Raw genomic sequence first — 20,475 nt, forward strand, 5'->3', positions numbered from 1 at the left:
GATTCTCCATGGGCGCAAGCATTCTCACCGCGAAGAACCTTAGCAAAGTGGTTCCCAGCGCGGAAGGTGAACTGACCATCCTGCACGAACTCAGCCTGGAACTGAACAAGGGCGACAGCCTGGCCATCGTTGGCGCATCCGGCTCCGGCAAATCCACTCTGCTCGGCCTGCTCGCCGGCCTCGATCTGCCGAGCAGCGGCGGAGTCGTTCTGGCCGGCCAGTCCCTGAGCAATCTCGACGAAGACCAGCGCGCGCGCATTCGTGCCGAACACGTGGGTTTTGTCTTTCAATCGTTCCAGTTGCTCGACAGTCTCAATGCGCTGGAAAACGTCATGCTGCCGCTGGAACTCGATGGCCGCAAAGACGCCCGCGGGCGCGCCACGGAATTGCTGCAACGGGTTGGCCTCGGCCAGCGCCTGACGCACTCGCCGCGCCAGCTCTCCGGTGGTGAACAACAGCGCGTAGCCATTGCCCGGGCCTTCGCCGCCGAACCGGACGTGCTGTTCGCCGACGAACCCACCGGCAACCTCGACAGCCACACCGGCGAGCGCATCAGCGACCTGCTGTTCGAGCTGAACAAGGAACGCGGCACCACCCTGGTGCTGGTGACCCACGACGAACGCCTGGCCCATCGCTGCCGGCGCCTGATCCGACTTGAAGCCGGCCTGCTGGTCGCCCCCCTGGAGCCTTGATGGCACGTCTGCCGCTGTTGCGCCTGTTCAGCCTTGCCCTGCGCCAGCTCATGCGCGATGCCCGCGCCGGGGAGTTGCGGGTGCTGTTCTTCGCCTTACTGGTGGCCGTGGCGGCAAGTACTGCCATCGGCTACTTCGGCGCCCGCCTGAATGGTGCGATGACCTTGCGCGCCACAGAGTTTCTCGGCGCGGATCTGGTGCTCGAAGGCAGTTCCCCCGCACGACCGGAACAAATCAGGAGCGGCACCGAGCTGCGCCTCGACCATGCGCAGATCGTTGAATTTTCCAGCGTCATCGCCACCGACAACGGCATTCAGTTGTCGAGCATCAAGGCCGTCGACCGTGCCTATCCGCTGCGTGGTGAGCTGAAAAGTGCCCCGGCACCGTTTGCTGCCGAAACGTCGGGTGGCGAACCACAACCTGGAGAAGCCTGGGTCGAATCGCGCCTGCTCACGGCGCTGGACCTGAAGATCGGCGACAGCATCGACGTCGGCATGAAGACGCTGAAGCTCACCAGAGTGCTGACGTACGAGCCTGATCGCGCCGGCAACTTCTACAGCCTGACGCCACGGGTGCTGATCAACCTCGACGACCTCGCCGCGACCGGCGTGGTCCAGCCCGGTAGCCGGGTGAGCTATCGCGAACTTTGGCGCGGCGAACCGAACGCGCTGGAAACCTATCGCCAGCTGATCAAACCTGGGCTTGCCGCCAACCAGCGGATTCAGGATGCCCGCGACGGCAACCGGCAGATTGGCGGCGCACTGGGCAAGGCCGAGCGCTATCTGAACATGGCCAGTCTGGTCGCCGTGCTGTTGGCCGGCGTGGCCGTGGCGCTGTCGGCGAATCGCTTCGCCAGCCGTCGTTTCGATGCCAGCGCCCTGTTGCGTTGCCTGGGATTGTCACGCCGGGAAACCATGGTGCTGTTCAGCCTGCAACTGGCGGTACTGGGCCTGTTCGCCAGCCTCAGCGGAGCCCTGCTCGGCTGGCTTGCCCAATTGGGATTGTTTGCGCTGCTGCACGACCTGCTACCGACTGATGTACCTCCGGGTGGCTTGCTGCCCGCGCTGGCCGGGATCGGCACCGGGCTGGTGGCGCTGGCCGGTTTTGCCTTGCCGCCGCTCGCCGCCCTCGGCCGTGTGCCGCCGTTGCGAGTGCTGCGACGCGACATGCTGCCAATTCCGTCGAGCACCTGGATGATCTACGGCGCTGCACTCGGTGCGCTCGGGTTGATCATGTGGCGCCTGAGCCTGGATTTGCTGTTGACGTTTGCCTTGCTCGGCGGTGGCGTAGTCGCTGCACTGGTCCTGGGTGGTTTGCTGTTGCTGCTGCTCAACAGTCTGCGTCGCCTGCTGGCTCGCGCCTCCCTGCCGTGGCGTCTCGGTCTGGGCCAGTTGCTGCGTCACCCTCTCGCGGCGGCCGGGCAGTCCCTGGCATTCGGTCTGATCCTGCTGTCCATGGCGCTGATTGCGCTGCTGCGCGGTGAATTGCTCGACACCTGGCAAAACCAGCTGCCGAAAAACGCCCCCAACTATTTCGCCCTGAACATCCTGCCGGCGGACAAACAGGCCTTCACCGATCACCTGATCAATGTCTCGGCCCAGGCTGCGCCGTTGTACCCGGTGGTGCCGGGACGGCTGATCAGCATCAACGGCGAGGCGGTGCAGCAGATCGTCAGCAAGGATTCGGCCGGCGACCGGGCGATCCAGCGTGACCTGAGCCTGACCTGGGCGGCCGACCTGCCGGCGGGCAACAAGCTCACTGCCGGCGAGTGGTGGAAAGATCAGCCACAGGACGATGTGCCCGGCGTCTCGGTGGAAGGCAAGGTTGCCGAAAGCCTCAAGCTCAAACTCGGCGATCACCTGGTGTTCACCGTTGGCGGAGTCAATCGCGAAGCGAAGGTCACCAGCCTGCGGGAGATCAACTGGGACAACTTCCAGCCGAACTTCTTCATGATCTTCCAGCCCGGCACGTTGAAAGATCTTCCGGCGACCTACCTCACCAGCTTCTATCTGGCGCCCGGCCACGACCAGCAGATCGTCGAGCTGTCGCGAGCCTTCCCGGCGGTGACCATCCTGCAGGTCGAAGCCTTGCTCGAACAACTGCGCAGCATCCTCGCCCAGGTCACCCTGGCGGTGGAGTACGTGTTGTTGTTTGTGTTGGCGGCCGGGATGGCGGTGCTGTTTTCCGGGTTGCAGGCGACGCTGGACGAACGTATTCGCCAGGGCGCACTGTTGCGTGCGCTGGGGGCGGAACGGCAGTTGCTGGTCAAGGCGCGGCGGATCGAGTTCGGCTTGCTTGGCGCGGTCAGCGGGTTGCTGGCGGCCATCGGTTCGGAAGTGGTGAGTCTGGTGTTGTATCGCTTCGCGTTCGATCTGCCCTGGCATCCGCATCCATGGTTGCTGGTGCTGCCGTTGATCGGTGCGGCCCTGATTGGTGGCGCCGGCGTGTTCGGCACCCGTCGGGCCCTGAATGCGCGCCCGCTGACAGTGCTGCGCGAGGGTTGATAGACTCCAGCCCTCAATACCACAAGAAGTTGCCATGAGCCGTTATCGCCCTCCCCGCACCGCCGGCACCGCGCTGATCACCCCCGAAGGTGAAGCGCGGATGCGCGCCGAATTCCATGAGTTGTGGCACGTACGCCGGCCACAGGTGACGCAGTCGGTCAGCGAGGCGGCGGCTCAGGGCGATCGGTCGGAGAATGCCGAGTACACCTACGGCAAGAAGATGCTGCGCGAGATCGACAGCCGCGTGCGCTTTCTCACCAAGCGCCTCGAGGCGCTGAAGGTGGTCAGCGAAAAACCGAGCGATCCGAACAAGGTCTACTTCGGCGCCTGGGTGACGATCGAAAATGAGGACGGCAAACAGTCGCGCTACCGCATCGTCGGCCCGGACGAGCTGGATCTGAAACTGGGCCTGATCAGCATCGACTCGCCGCTGGCCCGCGCCTTGATCGGCAAGGCGCTGGACGCCGAAGTCAGGGTCCAGACGCCAACCGGCGAGCAATTCGTTTACATCGTGGCGATCGACTATCCCTGACGCTCAGCGCCGGGCAATCAGCCCCTGACGAGCAACGCGGGTCAGTTGATGGATCATTTCCGGCGCGTCTTCAGCGCTGGGCGACTGGATCACCGCCAGGTCGAAACTGTCATCGGCAAAACGCGCCAGCGACTCTCCGTCTTCAACGAACTGGATCAGGAATGCGGCAGGACCGCCGCTGCGACGTGGCCAGCCATCGAGATAACGCAACAGCGTCGGCTGATGCTTGCCGCCAAGCAGGATTTTTGGATTGCGCTGGGTGACATGTGCCGTGATCGGCGCGGGACGTGCTGGAGGGCGTAGTGCATTCATCGTGTCGTGTCTCTGCCTCAAAAGTCTGCATGGCAGGTGAGAGGCAACACCGAACCAGCGCTTTAGCGGTATTTCGAAGCCCTGTTCCGGCTTCTGACGGCAACTGAAGAATAGTCACCTGGCGCCCCGCAAGTAGCTGTTTAAATCGGCGCATGAGCGGCATCCTAGAGAACGTGACCAGCCAGTGTCAAGAATCAGCCGCAACAAAAAAGGCCCGCACAATGCGGGCCTTTTGCTTGAGCCAGAGCGGTCAGCCGGCGATGGCACGATCCACCGAAAGCTTGCCGGCACCTTCGATCAGTACCGCGAGGCTGCCACCGAGAAGCGCCAGGGCGAACTCGTAACCGTTGTTGGCCATGAACAGACCGTTGCTGATGTGCACGGTGAAGATCGCCACCAGCGACAGGAAGGTCAGACCCAGTGCCGCCGGACGCACCAGCAGGCCGATGATCAATGCCAGACCGGCGAAGAATTCAGTACCGCCTGCCAGAGTCGCCATCAGATAGCCTGGGGTCAGGCCGATGCTTTCCATGTACTGCGCAGTGCCGGCCAGGCCGTAGCCACCGAACAGGCCGAAGAGCTTCTGCGAACCGTGGGCGGCGAATATCACGCCGACGGCAATGCGCAGAATGGTCAGACCGTAGCCAGCGCGGGTGAACAGGACCTTGTTGATCAGAGAGCTCATGTTTCGATTCCTTGTTGGAGAAGTGCTTGTTGGTTGGCCGCCATATTAATCAGTTAAATTTATGTTAAAAGCGCAAATATTCCGCCATAACAATCAATTTATTAGATCATTTGCGTGAGACAACTTTCTGTCCCCGGGGCTCCAACGACTCACGCTCCCGGTCGAACGCCAAGTAATACTTGTTCACACTATTAACATAGCTGACGGCGCCCATCCCCACCTGCTCCATCGCGATGCGCTCGACCTGGAAGAACCACTGATTCGGGTTCAAACCACGACGCCGGGCCTCGGCACGCATGCCCTGCACGCGCTCCGGGCCGATGTTGTAGGCGGCCAGGGTGAACGCCATGCGCTCGCGCTCGTTGAGCTTGGGGCTGTTGAAGAACTTGCGGCGGATCATCGCCAGATACTTGGCCCCGGCCTGCACATTCGCATCGAGATTCTGGATGTTGTTGACGCCGACCCGCTGCGCGGCGGACGGCGTGATCTGCATCAGCCCGGTCGGCCCGCCGCCACCGCGTGCACTGGGTTGCAGTGCCGATTCCTTGAACGCCAGCGCGGCCAGGTTCAGCCAATCCATGTTCTGCGCTTCGGCATGCTTTTGCAGGGTCGGGCGCAGTTTTTCCAGGCGCTGGCGGTCAGCCTTGGCCAATGGATAGTGGACTTGATAGAGACGACGGTAGATCCGCAGAAACGCTGCGTCTTCGTTCGACGGCGTCTTGTAGCCAGTCAGGAAGCGGTCGATGCTCGCCCGCAGCATCGAGGCATCGCGCCGCACGAACCAGTATTCCTCGCCCGGTTCGCTGATCATCAACTGCCGGTCGAAACGCAGCTTGGGCAGGATCTTGCCCCAGCGCTCGGCAATCGGTTGCTCGACAATGGTCAGGTGGAAGATCCCGCCCTGGACCATTTCCAGCACATCCTCTACGGCCAACGTGGGATCGACCCATTCGATCTTGATCGGCGCCAGTTTGTGCAGCGCCAGTTTCTGGTTGAGCTGACTGACCGCCTCCCCCGCTGCACTACCGGTGGGCAGCGCCAGGGTTTTACCGGCAAGTTGCTCGACCTTGGTGTAGCGCTTTTCGCCCTTGATGCCGACCAGCACCAGCGGCACATTGCTGGCGATCGGCTCGCTGCTGGCGACCGCATGACCCGGTTGCAGGTCGAGCAGTTCGCCCGGGGCCACCAGATCGCCCTCGCCACGCTGTAGCGCGCCGAGCAATTGATCCTTGGCTTTGGGAATGATCTTGAGGGTGATTTCCTGGCCGTCGCGGGCGTGGCCATTGAGGTACTGCTCGAAGGCGCGCAAACGGTGATATTCGACACCGATGGTCTGGCCCTGGACTTCGCCGGAGCTGTTGCGGCTCTGGTTGACCAATACGCGCAGCACACGACTGTTGCGAATCTCGGTCAGGTCGCGGACCTTGGCGGCTGGCACGGCTTGCAGCGGCCCGGGCAGGCGCGCGACCGCTGTCAACGGCAGCAGCAACGAACCACACAACAGGAGCAAAACCGAGGGACGAACCATCCACTCTCCCGGAAAGAATACGGGGCGTTTTTTGCCGCTGAACGGTCGCAAAACACCGACGAAAACAGAGCGCCTGGAGCGCTGATAAAGTGCGAGAGACTGGCACAGTGATAGCAACCGCGCCACCCTGTGTTGCCTCGCGGCCTCAACAGACAGCCATAAGCCGTTGTAGTTCTTGGTTTTTCTTTTAAATCTACTGCTCTGATATGCTTTCCGGCCTTCGGCCCGAGGTAGCACCATGCAACTCATCGATATCGGCGTCAACCTGACCAACCCCAGTTTCGCCGACAAACACCAGGCCGTGCTCGATCGCGCCTACGCTGCCGGGGTCTGCCAATTGGTGCTGACCGGCACCAGCGTCGAGGGCAGCGAACAGGCACTGGAACTGTGCCGGCAACTGGATCCGGACGGCCAGCGACTGTTCGCCACTGCCGGTATCCATCCACATTCGGCCAGTGACTGGAACGCTGACAGCGCACGGCGTCTGCGCGCTCTGCTGAAGGAATCGAACGTGGTGGCGGTGGGTGAATGCGGGCTGGATTTCAATCGCGATTTCTCCCCGCGCCTACAGCAGGAAAAAGTCCTCGAGGAACATCTGGCCCTCGCCGTGGAACTGCAACTGCCGGTGTTCCTGCACGAACGTGACGCCAGCCAGCGCCTGCTGGAAATCCTCCGCGATTTTCGTGACCAATTGCCTGCCGCCGTTGTGCATTGCTTCACCGGCGAGCAGAAAGCGTTGTTCAGCTACCTCGATCTGGACCTGCACATCGGCATCACCGGCTGGATCTGCGATGAGCGTCGCGGCACCCATTTGCATCCGCTGGTGAAGGAGATCAAACGCGGTCGCCTGATGCTGGAAAGCGATGCGCCGTATCTGCTGCCGCGCACACTGCGACCGAAGCCGAAGAATGGGCGCAACGAGCCGGCGTATCTGACCGAAGTGCTGCGTGAAGTAGCGTTGCATCGGGGCGAAACCGAGGAAGATCTCGCAGCCCATACCACTGCATGCGCCCGGGCATTTTACAGACTGCCCACCCTGCCCTGACCGAGGCAGATGCATCACTTGTTGACGCATATCAAGATCCGGACACCTGCGTAGCGGCACAATAATGGCACCTTGCCAAAACTGTTTCCGCTATCAGAGAAGACCTCCATGGGTGCCTGGCTTAGCAATATCTCGCTGAAATACAAATTCTGGGCGGTCAACGCGGTCGCCTTTGTCACCACCCTGTTATTGGTGCTGTACGCCGTACAGCTCGAACAACAGGCGCGCAGCCATGCCGCACAAACCTCGGCCCAGGCGCAGGCACAATTGCTCAAGGCCTGGCCGGCCGGACAGGCGCTGCCCAAATCCGATCTGGTGCTGACCTTCAAACGCGGTGAAGCGCCGCGCCTCAACGATCAGCCGCTGCTGGAAATCACCGACAGCAGCGGTTGGATCGAAATCAGTCACTTGCCGTTGTTCGGCGAAAACCCGCTGCTCGGCGCCGAGGTGTTCAGCCGTGCCGATGGCCAGCAGGTCGCCGTGATTGCCTACGCCCCCAGCCTCAGCCAGGTGTTCAGCGAACGCTTCGCCAACTACGCGGTGGCGGTGTTCATCCTGATGCTGGCGATGCTCGGTGCTTCGCAGTTGCTGATCCGCTTTCTGCTCAGCCAGCTCAACACGCTCAAGGATGTGATGCTGCACGTGGAGAAAACCGGCGATCTTTCGGCGCGGGTGCCGCTGGCCTGCAAGGACGAAGTCGGGCAGATGGCCAATGCCTTCAACGCGATGCAGGCCGGCTACCAGCGCGTGGTCACCACCGTGGCCAACACCGCACGACAACTGGACGTCGGCGCAGCGCGGCTGGCGTCGAGCATGAACGAGGTGCGCCACGGCATGCTCGGCCAGCAGAGCGAAACCGATCAGGCGGCCACCGCGATCAACGAGATGACCGCCACCGTCTACCACATCGCCCAGCACGCCGGCGCCACGCGCGACCTGTCGCAGACTGCCGACGGCCTGGCCGGCAGCGGTCAGCAAGTCGTCACCCGCGTTCAGCATTCGATAGCCGGTCTGTCCAGCGGTGTGCAGCAGACTGCCGAGATGATCCAGCGCTTGGCGGAGGACAGCCAGAAAATCAACGGCGTGGTCAGCGTGATCCACAGCATCGCCGAACAAACCAATCTGCTGGCACTCAACGCCGCCATCGAAGCGGCCCGTGCCGGGGAAATGGGTCGCGGGTTCGCGGTGGTCGCCGACGAGGTACGCAACCTCGCCAAACGTGTGCAGACCTCCACCGATGAAATCACCACCATGGTCTCGGCGTTGCAGGCCGGCACTCGCGACGCGGTGGATTTCATGCAGGAGAGCTCGTACAAGGCCGACGACTGCGTGCAGCAGGCCCAGGAGGCCGGCGAGGCGCTGGCGGAAATCACCGGGGCGGTAGCGCAGATGCGCGAGAGCAATACGCAAATTGCGGTAGCGGCGGAACAGCAGAGCCAGGTGGCCGAAGAGATGAACCGCGCAGTGGTGAGCATTCGTGATGTGACCGAGAACACCGTGCAGCAGACCGTGGATTCGGCGACCACCAGCAATGAGCTGGCGACGCTGGCCGGGGAATTGAACAAGGCGATCGGTCAGCTGAAGCTCTAGGGGGCAACATCAGGAATGGCCATTGTCCCTATCACTGCAATAGCCAACCTTGATTCGCCGCCCTGCCCACCCGGGCCTATTCTTCAACCATGAATCGAACATGGATTGAGGAGCAGCAACATGGGCAAACGTCACCCCAACCTTCCCGCCTGGCAATGGCGCGCGTACCCGGCCAATCACCAGCACCCGACCAATCTGGTGCTGCACCTGATCGCCGTGCCGCTGTTCATCGTCGCGTTTCTGCTGATCGTCTCGGGCGTGTTCAGCCTGAGCCTGGCAAGCGTAGCCATCGGTGTGATCGGGATTGTCGCGGCGCTGGGTCTGCAGCGCCACGGCCACAGCCTGGAGGCGCAAGCCTCCGAGCCGTTCAGTGATCGCAAGGACGCGGTATCGCGCCTGCTGGTCGAGCAGTTTCTGACCTTCCCGCGCTTTCTGCTCAGCGGCGGCTGGTATCGCGCCTGGCGTGAGCGTCACCGCCGGCATTGAGTCAGGCGAAGATCGTCACCGTCTGCCGGCTCATGGCGATCAGTTCACCCTGGGCGCTCCACAGTTTGGCGGCGACGTGGCCGTAACCGTCGGCGGCGTACTCGATGTCCGCCAGATACTGGCACCAGTCCAGCGTACTCAACTCCCGTAACGGCTGAACGAATTCGATGGTCCAGGTCAGTGTGCTGCCCGGTGCCGGTTTCTTCAGATACGGCAACAGCGCAGGCGGCCAGGCATCGACCAGCGCCAGCAGATGCGCCTCGTTGACCGGCTCTTCCTTCACATCCCCACGCAAACGCACCCAGCCACCCATCAGCCGCGATTGAATGCCGGTGAACGGCATGCCGCCGACACTCCAGCGCATCGCCAGATGACGCATGAACTCCGGAGTCACGCCTTTGATGTACGGCAGCTCCTGACAATCGTCCCAGTGTTTCATCTCGGGTGCCGGATAGGCTGCAACCGCCACTTCCGACGGGCGCGAAGCACCGAAGCTGCCTTGTACCATCGTCACCACCTGGCCGTTCTGTACGGCGCGTCCCAGCACCTGAATGACCGCTTTGCCTTCGCGCAACACCTCGACTTCGAAACTGACCGGCACTTCGGGCTCGACCGGCCCGACGAAGGTGATCGCCAGCGAACGTACCGGCCGTTCGGCTGGCACCTTGGTGCGCATCACTTCGAATTGCAGCGCGGCAACCAACCCGCCAAAACTGGCCCGACCCTGGCCCCACTCGGCCGGAATGGTGACCTCCGGTTGACGGCGGACAGCATCGATCAGATCGCAGAAGCGCATGGGAACCTCGGACACGAAAAAGGGAATGACCGGATCTTAACCAGCGCGGCAGAGCGGCGCAGCGTCCATTCCGGTCAAAGAGACCGACAGATAAGACAGCCACGCCGAGCTGTAGAGGGATTCAGGATTTGAAGCAGGTGGCGCTGAGTTTTTCCAGCACCCGGTCAGCCTTGCTTTCGGCCTTGACCATGGTGGCCTGCCAGGTGGCGACGCAGGGTTGCAGGTCCGCTTCCTGCTCGGCTTTCGCCAGCCATTGCCAGCAATCGTGCCAGTCACCCAGGGCGCCCTGTGCGGACTTCAGACGCTCCAACGCTGGTTTCGGCAGGCGATCGAGTTCGGGATAGGCCTCGATGCCGTAACGCACACGCTTGATCAGCAGGCGCAGGCGATGGCGGTCGTGGGCCGGATCGTGCAGCGCCACGTCGAGGTTTTTCCATTGTTTGCCCAGACGTTTTTCGATGCGTTTGTCCAGATCGTCGAGCAGTCCCTGACGCTGGGACGCCCGCAGAAAACGCGGAAACGCATCGAGGATCATCAGCAGCGAAGCCACTTCCGCACTCGCCGCCAATGCCGGATAAGCCTCGGCCATCTGCGCCATGCGCCGCTGTGCGGCCTCAGGCTGGCCATGTTCAAGCAGGTACGCCGCCAGCACCTCGCGGTCGCGCCATGGCGTGGTCACTTGCCCGACACCGGCCGCCGCGACTTCCAGTTGCTCGACACCGGGCAAGCCGCGCAATGGCCGCAACAGGCTGCGCAAGCGGCGCACGGTGGTTCGCAAATCATGCAGTGCCTCAGGGTCGGTCCGGGCGGTCAAACGTGCCTGACAGGCCAGCAGCCTGACTTCCAGGCTCAGGACATGAGCCACCAACCGGTCAACCAACGCAGACATTACTTGCTCCTGAATTCAATGGCGCTGCATGAGTGTGTACCTGCGCAAGGCACCTGCACTTGCGCTACGTCAGCAGCTTAGCGCCCGGCACGGGATTCGCGAATGTAGAAACGCGCCTTCTCGGCTTTTTTGCTGCAACCCTCGAAGCCTTCGAATTGCTGTTGGGTCTTGGCCGCCGTCAGCAACGACAGGGCCTTGGAGTAGCTCACCGTACCGGCAAAACCCTCGGCCTTGGCCAGATCCAGCTCATGCCACGCCGCATCGAGCTGGCTGCCGCAGCTGTCGCGGTAGGCCGTCTTGCCGGCGCAACCGGCCAATGCCAGGGCAATCAAGGGCACACAGATCCAGGCTTTCATCACTTACACCTCAAAGATAGGTCAACAGTCGTGCAATTAAGACGTTGGGGCGGTGAAAAAGTGCCTTGTGCCCCGTGAATCCACCGCACGGCAAAAGATAACGCCAGCGGGTCATGAAGTATCGAAATAACGACGCCAGCGCCACCCCGAACGACCCTGACGATTGTAGCCCGGCCCTCGATGGGCGCATTGTGGAAACCTGTCGGGGAGGAAGTCTGATGAAAAAGCGTGTCGCACTGGTGCTGGGCTCCGGTGGCGCCCGGGGCTATGCCCATATCGGGGTCATCGAGGAGATCGAACGGCGTGGTTACGACATCGCCTGCATTGCCGGTTGTTCGATGGGGGCGGTGGTCGGCGGAATCTACGCCGCCGGCAAGCTCGACGAGTACCGACGCTGGATCGAAGGCCTGGATTACCTCGATGTGCTGCGGCTGGTGGACGTGAGTTTCCGCCTCGGCGCGATCCGTGGCGAAAAGGTCTTCGGCCAGATCCGCAAGATCGTCGGCGAAATCAACATCGAGGAGCTGCGCATCCCCTACACGGCGGTGGCCGCCGACCTCACCAACCAGCAGGAAATCTGGTTTCAGGAAGGCTGCCTGCATCAGGCGATGCGCGCCTCGGCGGCGATTCCCAGCCTGTTCACCCCGGTGATGCAGGGCAACCGGATGCTGGTGGACGGCGGCATTCTCAATCCGTTGCCGATCGTGCCGGTGGTGTCGAGCCACTGCGATCTGATCGTCGCGGTCAATCTCAACTCGACCAACCAGCGCCATTACAAACTGCCGGTGATCCAGCGCCCTGCCGCGTTTCGTAGCCGCTTCGACAATCTGATCAGTTCACTCGGTTCGAAGATGCCGTTCCGCCGCACACAAGCCGAGCAACTGCTGCGACTGGAACAGGAAGCGCTGCGTGCCGAGGCCGCCGAGATCAATCCATGGGTCGAAGGCGCAGAGCCCGAAACCCAGCAACCGGCCGCCGCTCCCGAGCGCGACGGCGCACCGAAGTCCGCCACCGGTTCGTTCATCGTCGATAACGTCGGGCCGGCGTCATTGCTGGACCTGATCAACCAGAGTTTCGAGGTGATGCAGACCTCGCTGGCGCAATACAAGATCGCCGGGTATCCGCCGGACATCCTGATCAACGTGCCGAAGCGGGTCTGCCGGTTCTTCGAGTTCTACAAGGCGCCGGAGCTGATCGCACTGGGCCGCGAAATTGCCCGGGATACGCTGGATCGCTATGAGAGCGAGCAGAGCTAAACGCTGTTTTCGTTCAACAATCGATAACCGACACCGGCCTCGGTCACGATGAATCGCGGCCGGGTCGGATCGTCCGCCAGTTTCTGCCGCAGATGACCGACGACGATGCGCAGATAGTGACTGTCCTCGGTGTGGGTCGGCCCCCAGATGTCCTTGAGCAATTGTTGCTGAGTGATGACTCGTCCCGGATGTCGTGCCAGTTGCGCCAGCACCGCGTATTCCTTGCGGGTCAGGGCGACTTCGACGCCGTCGAGCAGCACCCGGCGATAGGCCAGATCCACCGTCAGCGGGCCAAACGCCAACGCCGCTTGCTGCGCTTCACCGGTCGGCGCCTGACGCAACAATGCTCGCACCCGGGCGAGAAATTCCTGAATGCCGAACGGCTTGGTCACGTAATCATTGGCGCCGCCATCCAGCGCCTGGACTTTCTGCCCTTCGCTGGCGCGCACCGACAGCACCAGCACCGGGGCTGTGGCCCACTCGCGAAACTCGCGCAGGACTTGCTGGCCGTCCATGTCCGGCAGGCCGAGGTCGAGCACCAGCAGGTCGGGCTTGTTCAACGCCGCCTGGGCCAGCCCCTCGGCGCCGGTGCCGGCCTCCAGCACTTTGTAGCCTTGCGAGGCGAGGCTGATGCGCAGGAACTTGCGGATCTGCGGTTCATCGTCGATGACCAAAATGGTCGCGGTCTGAGTCATGAGTTCACATCAACACAAAAGATTGGCAAGAGAGTAGCGCAGCGCGGATCAGGCTTCACCGTCCATCCCCGGTTGCGCCTGCAAAGGCAGGTGCAGGGTGATGCAGGTGCCGTGTCCGTCGATGCCGTCGCCGACACTGATCCGCCCACCATGGGCGCCAACCATGCCCTGACAGATCGCCAGCCCCAGGCCGGTGCCCTGCCCGCCACGATCGCCTCGGGCGGCGGTGTAGAACATGTCGAAAATCTTCGCCCGCTCATCGACGGGAATCCCCGGCCCTTCATCGCTGACGGAGAAAAACACCTCGCTGTCATCCGCCCCGGCACGCAATTGCAGACGGCCGTGGGACGGTGAGAATCGCGCAGCGTTCTCCAGCACATTCACCAGCGCCTGCTCGATCAACGCGGCATGCACGAACAGCAGCGGCAACTCGGCCGGTACATCGGTGCTCACTTGCAACGATGACAGCACCGCCCGCAGACGATTGAGCGCGCTGCCGACGATATCCGCTGGTGACACCCAGTCCCGCGCCAGTTTCAGGGCACCGTGACCGAGGCGAGTCATGTCCAGCAGGTTCTGAATGTAACGGTCGAGACGCTCGGCTTCATCGCGGGTGCCTTCGAGCAATTCGCGACGATCCTCCAGCGGGATCGCTTCGCCGAGGGCCAGCAGGCTGTCGATGCTGCCGCGCATCGAGGTCAGCGGCGTGCGCAGATCGTGGGACACCGAGGCGAGCAAGGCACTGCGCAGTTGTTCGGTTTCACCGTGCAGGCGCGCGGCTTCCAGATCATCGGCCAGTTGCGCCCGGGCCAGTGCCTGAGCCAGTGGCTGGCTCAGCGCGGTCAGCAAGCGACGACGCTGGCCGCTCAAGGTCTGGCCTTCTTTGGCACACACACCGAGCAGCGCCAACGGCCCGTCTTCCACCGACAGCGGCCACCACCACCAACGCCCGAATGGCAGCGTGCCGGTGCCCATGCCCGCCGGTTGATCGTGTTGCCAGGCCCAGTCGGCGGCGGCGCGTTCGGAGTCAGTAAACTGCAACGGCCCGCCGGTCTCGACTTTCCAGCCACCCTGCCCGTCGCGGTTGAGCAGGCACAGTTGCAGATCACTCCAGCCATTGAGGTGCTGGGCAGCGGCGCTGACCACGGCCTGCCGGTCGGTAGCGGCGGTGAGTTTGCGCGACAGATCGAGCAGCTCGGTGGTCTCTTCCTGGGTATCGCGCAACGCCTGCAATTGCCGACGCTGGCGCGCCGCCAGATTGCCGGTGAGCGCCGCCATCAGCAGGAAGAACAGCAAGGTCAGCACGTCTTCTTCACGCTGGATGGCAAAGGAAAAATTCGGCGGAATGAACAGAAAGTCGTAGGTCAGAAACGACAGCGCCGCACAGGCCAGCGAAGGCCCGAGACTGCTGCGCACCGCCACCAGCAACACCGCCGCGAGGAACACCAGCGAGATGTTCGGCAGCGGCAATACGCTGGACACCGCCCACGCCAGTGCACTGGCCAGAATGGTCGCCACCAGCGCCAGCGCATAGTCGAACCACACCAGCGTCGGCGCCGTCCGCAGACGTGGCGCGTGCTGCTCGTGATCGCTGTCCAGCACGTTGATTTCCAGGCCGTGGGACTGACGCAACAGACGCGCCGCCAGTCCACCGCCGAACAGCCGTCGACGCAGGCTCGGCCGCGACTGGCCGACCAGCACCAGACTGGCCCGGCGCTCGGTTGCATGCTGAATCAGGGTCTTCGCCACTTCGCCGGCCCGCAGCAGCACCACTTCACCGCCGAGGCGTTCGGCCAGTTGCTGGGCGCCTTGCAGGCGCAGACGTGATTGCTCGTCGCGCACGCTGCCGTTGTCGACGTGCACCAGGCTCCACGGCAAATGCCGGCGCTGGGCGACACGGCTGGCGTGACGCACCAATCGTTCGGCATCGGCATTGCCATCGACCCCGACCAGCAGCCGACCACGCACTGCCGGCGCGGCCTGGCCGAGCTTGCGGTAGCCCTGGGCCAGATCGTTGTCGACCTGCGCCGCAGCGGTCTGCATCGCCAGTTCCCGCAACGCGGTGAGGTTGGTCTGAGTGAAAAACGCATCGATCGCGGCCCGGGCCTGCTCCGGCACGTAGACTTTGCCTTCGCGCAAGCGCTCGAGCAGTTCCCGGGGCGGCAGGTCGATCAGCAGCAGTTCGTAGGCTTCCTGCAGCACCCAGTCCGGCAGGGTTTCGCGCACCAGCACCCCGGTGATGCCGCGCACTTGATCGTTGAGGCTTTCAAGGTGCTGGACGTTGACCGTGGTGTAGACGTCGATGCCGGCGGCGAGCAGTTCCTGAATGTCCTGCCAGCGTTTGGCGTGGCGACTGCCGGGGGCGTTGCTGTGGGCGAGTTCGTCGACCAGCACCAGTTTGGGTTTGGCGGCGAGCAGGCCGTCGAGGTCCATTTCCTCCAGCGTCACGCCGCGGTATTCCGAACGCACCAGCGGCAGTTGCGGCAAGCCGCCGAGCAACGCTTCGGTTTCGGCACGGCCGTGGGTTTCGACCACACCGGCGATGACTTTCACGCCCTGGCGCAGCTGGCTATGGGCGGCCTGCAGCATGGCGAAGGTCTTGCCTACGCCCGGCGCGGCGCCGAGAAAAACCTTGAGCCGGCCGCGTCCGTCGCGGGGCAGTTCTGCTAACAGCGCGTCGGCGCGGCCGGAGTCACTCATGCTTGAAGCTCTCTTCCTGAAGGATTCATTACAGCTTTTCCAGCGCCATGTTCAACGCCAACACATTAACCACCGGCGGGCCCACCAGCGGCTGTTCGATGTGCGCGTCGAGCAACTGCTGCAAGGTCGCCACCGGCAAGTTGCGCGCGTGGGCGACACGCGCCAGTTGATAGGCAATCGCCGCCGGTGGCAAGTGCGGATCGAGACCGCTGCCGGACGTAGTCAGCAGCGCCAGCGGCACCGGGCCCTGACCGGGCACCAGCAGCTTGTTGGCGTCATCGATCACTCGAGTGGCCAGCGCCGGATTGCTCGGCGCCAGGTTGCTCGCGCTACTGGAAACAGTCGCAAAGGCACCGGCCGACGGACGTGGATGAAACCACGCATCGCCGACAAAATCCTGAGCGATCAGCGACGAGCCGCGCACCTTGCCTTCGGCGTCGCGCACCAGGCTGCCATTGGCCTGTTCGGGGAAGGCGACCTGGGCAACGCCAGTCACCACCAGTGGATAGGCAACGCCGGTAACCAGGGTCATCAGCACCAGCAGGCTCAGGGCCGGACGTAACATTGTGGACATTTCGGAATCCTCGAATTCGTGCTTGAAGCGGTGTGCCCGGCACACCGCTGTTCAGGTTCAAACCAAATGCAACGCCGTCAGCAGCATGTCGATCGCCTTGATCCCCACGAACGGCACCAGAATCCCGCCCAGGCCATAGATCAGCAGATTGCGTCGCAGCAGCGCTGCCGCACTCGCCGCCTGCACTCGCACGCCGCGCAGGGCCAGCGGAATCAGCACGACAATGATCAAAGCGTTAAAGACGATGGCCGAGAGGATCGCGCTCTGCGGGCTGCTCAAGTGCATGATGTTCAGCACGCCCAGTTGCGGGTAGATCGCAGCGAACAGCGCCGGCAGGATCGCGAAGTACTTGGCCACGTCGTTGGCGATGGAAAAGGTCGTCAGCGCACCGCGGGTCACCAGCAATTCCTTGCCGATCTGCACCACGTCCAGCAGCTTGGTCGGGTCGCTGTCGAGGTCGACCATGTTGGCCGCTTCGCGTGCCGCCTGAGTGCCGTCGTTCATCGCCATGCCGACGTCAGCCTGGGCCAGCGCCGGGGCATCGTTGGCGCCATCGCCGCACATCGCGACCAGACGACCGTCGTTCTGCTCGTGACGAATGCGGGCGAGTTTTTTCTCCGGTGTGGCTTCGGCCAGCACGTCATCCACACCTGCTTCAGCGGCAATCGCGGCGGCGGTCAGCGGGTTGTCGCCGGTGACCATCACCGTGCGAATCCCCAGTTTGCGCAGCTCGGCGAAACGCTCGCGGATGCCCGGCTTGACCACGTCTTTCAGATGAATCGCACCGAGCAGTTTGCCGTCGGCGCAGACCAACAACGGCGTGCCGCCGCTCTGGGCGATCTTGTCGATTTCACGGGACAGCGCCGGCGCCAGATCCTTGCGTTGTTGACCGAGGAACGCCAGCAGCGAATCCACCGCGCCCTTGCGGAATACACGGCCCTGATAGTCGACGCCGGACAAGCGGGTTTCGGCGCTGAACGGTACGGCAATCAACGTTTCAGGTGCGGGTTCCGGCTGCGGATTGGAGCCGCGCAGGTACTCGACGATGGACTTGCCTTCGGCGGTTTCGTCGGCCAGTGAGGCGAACAGCGCGCCTTCGGCCAGTTCACGGGCATTCACACCCGGCGCGGCATACACCGCGCTGCAGCGACGGTTGCCGAAGGTGATGGTTCCGGTCTTGTCCAGCAGCAGCACGTGCACGTCACCCGCCGCTTCCACTGCACGACCAGACTTGGCGATTACGTTCAGACGCACCAGACGATCCATCCCGGCGATACCGATGGCCGACAGCAGGCCGCCGATGGTGGTCGGAATCAGCGTCACCAACAGCGCCACCAGGAATACCAGCGGCAGGCTACCGTTGGCGAAGTGGGCGAACGGTTGCAGGGTCACGACCACCAGCAGGAAGATCAGGGTCAGGCCGATCAGCAGGATGTCCAGCGCCACTTCGTTCGGGGTCTTCTGGCGTTTGGCGCCTTCGACCAGCGCGATCATGCGGTCCAGAGTCGACTCGCCGGGGTTGGCGGTGATCTTCACCAGCAACCAGTCGGACACCAGTCGCGTATTGCCGGTGACGGCGGAACGGTCGCCGCCGGATTCACGGATCACGGGAGCCGATTCACCGGTAATCGCCGCTTCGTTGACCGCCGCGATGCCTTCGATGACCTCGCCGTCACCGGGGATCATCTCCCCGGCTTCAACGCGCACCACATCGCCCTTGCGCAGGCTGGCGGCGGGCACCACCTGGAAGCTGCCGTTGGCCAGTTTGCGTCGGGCGCTCAGGCCTTCGCTGCCGGCCTTGAGGCTGTCGGCGCGGGCCTTGCCGCGACCTTCGGCCAGTGCTTCGGCGAAGTTGGCGAACAGCACGGTGAACCACAGCCACAGGGCAATTTGCGCCGCGACGAAGGTCGGCACGACGTTGTCCGGAATGAAGCACAACACGGTGGTGAAGATCGCCGTCAGTTCGACCACCAGCATCACTGGCGAGCGCACCAGTTGACGCGGGTCGAGCTTGACGAACGCTTGCACCAGCGCCGGACGCCACAGGGCGCTGATCGCGGTTTTGGGCGCTTCTGCCGACTTGGCAGCTACCGCAGGTTTTGAAGCTGGAACATGCATATTCATGATGGATTCCTTAGAAGCCCATGCTCAGGTGTTCGGCAATCGGGCCGAGCGCCAGGGTCGGCAAGAAGGTCAGGCCGCCCACCAGCAAAATGGTCACGGTCAACAGGGTCACGAACAGCGGGCCGTGGGTCGGGAAGCTGTTCTGGCCGATCGGCGCGGTTTTCTTCATCGCCAGGCTGCCGGCCAGGGCCAGTACCGGGAGGATGTAGCCGAAGCGACCGATCAACATGCCGAGGCCCAGCATCAGGTTGTGGAACGGGGTGTTGGCACTCAGGCCACCGAACGCCGAACCGTTGTTGGCACTGGCCGAGGTGTAGGCGTACAGCAACTGGCTGAAACCATGGGGGCCGGGGTTGCTGATGGTGGCCGCAGGGCCAGGCAGGGCAGCGGCAATCGCGCCCAGCACCAGCACGCCGACCGGCATCACCAGCAAGGTCACGACCAGCAGTTGCACTTCGCGGGCCTGGAGTTTCTTGCCAAGGTATTCCGGGGTGCGGCCGATCATCAGGCCGGCGAGGAACACCGCGATCAGCACGTTCAGCAACATGCCGTAGAGCCCGGCACCGACGCCGCCGAAGATCACTTCGCCGACCATCATGTTGACCAGCGCCACCATGCCGCTGAGCGGGTTGAGGCTGTCATGCATGCCGTTGACCGAACCGTTCGAGGCGGCAGTGGTGGTCACCGACCAGAGCACGGTGGCGGTGGTGCCGAAGCGCGATTCCTTGCCTTCCAGCGGCGCAGTCTGTTCGACAGCCACGTTGTTCAGGGCCGGGTTCGGCTGATACTCGGCCCACATCGACGTAGCGCCGCCGATCAGGAACAGCGCGAGCATGCAACCGATGATGGCGCGGCTCTGACGCAGGTCTTTGACGTAGTGACCGAAGGTGAACACCAGCGCCACCGGGATCAGGATGATCGAAGTGACTTCGAACAGGTTGCTCCACGCAGTCGGGTTCTCGAACGGATGCGCCGAGTTGACGCCGAAGAAACCACCACCGTTGGTACCCAGTTGCTTGATCGCAATCTGGCTGGCTGCGGGGCCGAGCGGGATCACCTGATCGACGCCTTGCAGAGTCACCGCATTCACGTATTGCGCGAAGGTCTGCGGCACGCCCTGCCACACCAGATACAGCGCCAGCAGCAGGCACAGCGGCAGCAGACCGTAGAGGGTGGCGCGGGTCATGTCGGCCCAGAAGTTGCCCAGGGTCTTGGTGGATTTGCGCCCGATGCCACGGCACAACGCAACGAGCACGGCGAGGCCGGTGGCGGCGCTGACAAAGTTCTGCACGGTCAGGCCGACCATCTGGCTCAGGTAGCTGAGGGTCGCTTCACCGCTGTAGGACTGCCAGTTGGTGTTGGTCATGAAGCTGACGGCGGTGTTGAACGCCTGGGTCCACTCCTGGCCCGGCAGGTTTTGCGGGTTCAGTGGCAGGTGATCCTGGAACAACAGGATCGCGAACAGCAACAGGAACCCCGCGAGGTTGAACGCCAGCAGCGCCAGCGTGTACTTCTGCCAGCTCTGTTCGGCCTGCGGATCGACCCCGGCAATGCGGTAACAGCCGCGCTCGACCGGACCAAGAATCGGCGTCAGCCAGGTGCGCTGACCTTCCATCACCTTGTAGTAGAAGCGCCCGAGGAACGGCGCCGGCAGCAACACCAACGCGAAAAACGCGAGGATCTGCCAATAGTCATAACTGTGCATAGCCGC

The 20,475-nt window shown here is 63.2% G+C and carries 18 protein-coding genes; 7 read left to right on the forward strand and 11 right to left on the reverse strand.

What is annotated here, in order from left to right:
* The first annotated feature begins 8 nt into the window (after nt 1-8).
* The 3 genes from IF189_RS19970 to greB are packed head-to-tail and all read left to right on the forward strand — an operon-like array spanning nt 9 to nt 3,728.
* Nucleotides 9-692, forward strand: coding sequence for an ABC transporter ATP-binding protein (locus IF189_RS19970; RefSeq protein WP_192552140.1), 684 nt, complete (start codon nt 9-11; stop codon nt 690-692).
* Nucleotides 692-3,196, forward strand: coding sequence for an ABC transporter permease (locus tag IF189_RS19975; protein WP_192552141.1), 2,505 nt, complete (start codon nt 692-694; stop codon nt 3,194-3,196). Before IF189_RS19970 ends, IF189_RS19975 begins: the two co-directional genes overlap by 1 nt.
* 34 nt (nt 3,197-3,230) lie before the next feature.
* On the forward strand, nt 3,231-3,728 hold the full coding sequence (gene greB, locus IF189_RS19980; protein ID WP_134827672.1) for a transcription elongation factor GreB: 498 nt from the start codon (nt 3,231-3,233) through the stop codon (nt 3,726-3,728).
* 3 nt (nt 3,729-3,731) lie between these two features.
* Here greB and IF189_RS19985 read toward each other — a convergent pair whose 3' ends face one another.
* The 3 genes from IF189_RS19985 to IF189_RS19995 form a co-directional block, all read right to left on the reverse strand.
* A complete protein-coding gene (locus tag IF189_RS19985) occupies nt 3,732-4,040 on the reverse strand; it encodes a class I SAM-dependent methyltransferase (protein WP_192552142.1) in 309 nt (102 codons plus the stop codon).
* A gap of 250 nt (nt 4,041-4,290) precedes the next feature.
* Nucleotides 4,291-4,725, reverse strand: coding sequence for a DoxX family protein (locus IF189_RS19990; protein WP_007950955.1), 435 nt, complete (start codon nt 4,723-4,725; stop codon nt 4,291-4,293).
* Nucleotides 4,726-4,831: 106 nt separating this feature from the next.
* A complete protein-coding gene (locus IF189_RS19995; protein ID WP_192552143.1) occupies nt 4,832-6,253 on the reverse strand; it encodes a transglycosylase SLT domain-containing protein in 1,422 nt (473 codons plus the stop codon).
* Nucleotides 6,254-6,491: 238 nt separating this feature from the next.
* Between IF189_RS19995 and IF189_RS20000 the strand changes: the two genes are divergently transcribed.
* From IF189_RS20000 to IF189_RS20010, 3 genes are all read left to right on the forward strand, one after another.
* Entirely contained in the window at nt 6,492-7,298 is an 807-nt protein-coding gene (locus IF189_RS20000) for a TatD family hydrolase (protein WP_134827675.1), read from the forward strand.
* 108 nt (nt 7,299-7,406) lie between these two features.
* Nucleotides 7,407-8,888, forward strand: a complete 1,482-nt coding sequence (locus IF189_RS20005) for a methyl-accepting chemotaxis protein (protein ID WP_192552144.1) — start codon at nt 7,407-7,409, stop codon at nt 8,886-8,888.
* A gap of 120 nt (nt 8,889-9,008) precedes the next feature.
* A complete protein-coding gene (locus tag IF189_RS20010; RefSeq protein ID WP_119429646.1) occupies nt 9,009-9,374 on the forward strand; it encodes an Mpo1-like protein in 366 nt (121 codons plus the stop codon).
* A gap of 1 nt (nt 9,375) precedes the next feature.
* On the opposite strand, the gene IF189_RS20015 is transcribed toward IF189_RS20010, so the two are convergent.
* The 3 genes from IF189_RS20015 to IF189_RS20025 all read right to left on the reverse strand — a co-directional run bounded on the left by IF189_RS20015 (nt 9,376) and on the right by IF189_RS20025 (nt 11,415).
* Nucleotides 9,376-10,170: an acyl-CoA thioesterase gene (locus IF189_RS20015; protein WP_134827677.1), complete on the reverse strand. Its 795-nt coding sequence runs from the start codon at nt 10,168-10,170 to the stop codon at nt 9,376-9,378.
* Between the two features lie 121 nt (nt 10,171-10,291).
* Nucleotides 10,292-11,059 (reverse strand): CHAD domain-containing protein, encoded by a 768-nt coding sequence (locus IF189_RS20020; protein WP_192552145.1) that lies wholly within the window; start codon nt 11,057-11,059, stop codon nt 10,292-10,294.
* 77 nt (nt 11,060-11,136) lie between these two features.
* Complete coding sequence (locus IF189_RS20025) at nt 11,137-11,415, reverse strand: hypothetical protein (RefSeq protein ID WP_041069470.1); 279 nt, start codon at nt 11,413-11,415, stop codon at nt 11,137-11,139.
* 218 nt (nt 11,416-11,633) lie between these two features.
* On the opposite strand from IF189_RS20025, the gene IF189_RS20030 reads away from it, so the two are divergent.
* Nucleotides 11,634-12,671 (forward strand): patatin-like phospholipase family protein, encoded by a 1,038-nt coding sequence (locus IF189_RS20030; protein ID WP_192552146.1) that lies wholly within the window; start codon nt 11,634-11,636, stop codon nt 12,669-12,671.
* Here IF189_RS20030 and IF189_RS20035 read toward each other — a convergent pair.
* The 5 genes from IF189_RS20035 to kdpA are packed head-to-tail and all read right to left on the reverse strand — an operon-like array spanning nt 12,668 to nt 20,469.
* Nucleotides 12,668-13,366, reverse strand: a complete 699-nt coding sequence (locus IF189_RS20035; RefSeq protein WP_192552147.1) for a response regulator — start codon at nt 13,364-13,366, stop codon at nt 12,668-12,670. The genes IF189_RS20030 and IF189_RS20035 overlap by 4 nt on opposite strands.
* A gap of 48 nt (nt 13,367-13,414) precedes the next feature.
* Complete coding sequence (locus IF189_RS20040; RefSeq protein WP_192552148.1) at nt 13,415-16,066, reverse strand: sensor histidine kinase; 2,652 nt, start codon at nt 16,064-16,066, stop codon at nt 13,415-13,417.
* Nucleotides 16,067-16,094: 28 nt separating this feature from the next.
* A complete protein-coding gene (kdpC, locus tag IF189_RS20045) occupies nt 16,095-16,640 on the reverse strand; it encodes a potassium-transporting ATPase subunit KdpC (protein ID WP_192552149.1) in 546 nt (181 codons plus the stop codon).
* 57 nt (nt 16,641-16,697) lie between these two features.
* The gene (kdpB, locus tag IF189_RS20050) at nt 16,698-18,764 is read right to left on the reverse strand and encodes a potassium-transporting ATPase subunit KdpB (RefSeq protein WP_192552150.1); all 2,067 of its coding nucleotides are present in this window, start codon (nt 18,762-18,764) and stop codon (nt 16,698-16,700) included.
* Nucleotides 18,765-18,774: 10 nt separating this feature from the next.
* Nucleotides 18,775-20,469: a potassium-transporting ATPase subunit KdpA gene (gene kdpA, locus IF189_RS20055; protein WP_192552151.1), complete on the reverse strand. Its 1,695-nt coding sequence runs from the start codon at nt 20,467-20,469 to the stop codon at nt 18,775-18,777.
* Nucleotides 20,470-20,475 lie beyond the last annotated feature (6 nt).

Source organism: Pseudomonas sp. IzPS59 (genome assembly GCF_014863505.1).
GTDB lineage: Bacteria > Pseudomonadota > Gammaproteobacteria > Pseudomonadales > Pseudomonadaceae > Aquipseudomonas > Aquipseudomonas kribbensis.

Coding starts and splice junctions, on each gene's coding strand:
- IF189_RS20015 (WP_134827677.1), bottom strand. CDS start 10,170: ATGCGCTTCTGCGATCTGATCGATGCTGTCCGCCGTCAACCGGAGGTC.
- IF189_RS19995 (WP_192552143.1), bottom strand. CDS start 6,253: ATGGTTCGTCCCTCGGTTTTGCTCCTGTTGTGTGGTTCGTTGCTGCTG.
- greB (WP_134827672.1), top strand. CDS start 3,231: ATGAGCCGTTATCGCCCTCCCCGCACCGCCGGCACCGCGCTGATCACC.
- IF189_RS19975 (WP_192552141.1), top strand. CDS start 692: ATGGCACGTCTGCCGCTGTTGCGCCTGTTCAGCCTTGCCCTGCGCCAG.
- IF189_RS20005 (WP_192552144.1), top strand. CDS start 7,407: ATGGGTGCCTGGCTTAGCAATATCTCGCTGAAATACAAATTCTGGGCG.
- IF189_RS20025 (WP_041069470.1), bottom strand. CDS start 11,415: ATGAAAGCCTGGATCTGTGTGCCCTTGATTGCCCTGGCATTGGCCGGT.
- kdpC (WP_192552149.1), bottom strand. CDS start 16,640: ATGTCCACAATGTTACGTCCGGCCCTGAGCCTGCTGGTGCTGATGACC.
- IF189_RS20000 (WP_134827675.1), top strand. CDS start 6,492: ATGCAACTCATCGATATCGGCGTCAACCTGACCAACCCCAGTTTCGCC.
- kdpB (WP_192552150.1), bottom strand. CDS start 18,764: ATGAATATGCATGTTCCAGCTTCAAAACCTGCGGTAGCTGCCAAGTCG.
- IF189_RS20020 (WP_192552145.1), bottom strand. CDS start 11,059: ATGTCTGCGTTGGTTGACCGGTTGGTGGCTCATGTCCTGAGCCTGGAA.
- IF189_RS19970 (WP_192552140.1), top strand. CDS start 9: ATGGGCGCAAGCATTCTCACCGCGAAGAACCTTAGCAAAGTGGTTCCC.
- IF189_RS19990 (WP_007950955.1), bottom strand. CDS start 4,725: ATGAGCTCTCTGATCAACAAGGTCCTGTTCACCCGCGCTGGCTACGGT.
- IF189_RS19985 (WP_192552142.1), bottom strand. CDS start 4,040: ATGAATGCACTACGCCCTCCAGCACGTCCCGCGCCGATCACGGCACAT.
- IF189_RS20030 (WP_192552146.1), top strand. CDS start 11,634: ATGAAAAAGCGTGTCGCACTGGTGCTGGGCTCCGGTGGCGCCCGGGGC.
- kdpA (WP_192552151.1), bottom strand. CDS start 20,469: ATGCACAGTTATGACTATTGGCAGATCCTCGCGTTTTTCGCGTTGGTG.
- IF189_RS20010 (WP_119429646.1), top strand. CDS start 9,009: ATGGGCAAACGTCACCCCAACCTTCCCGCCTGGCAATGGCGCGCGTAC.
- IF189_RS20035 (WP_192552147.1), bottom strand. CDS start 13,366: ATGACTCAGACCGCGACCATTTTGGTCATCGACGATGAACCGCAGATC.
- IF189_RS20040 (WP_192552148.1), bottom strand. CDS start 16,066: ATGAGTGACTCCGGCCGCGCCGACGCGCTGTTAGCAGAACTGCCCCGC.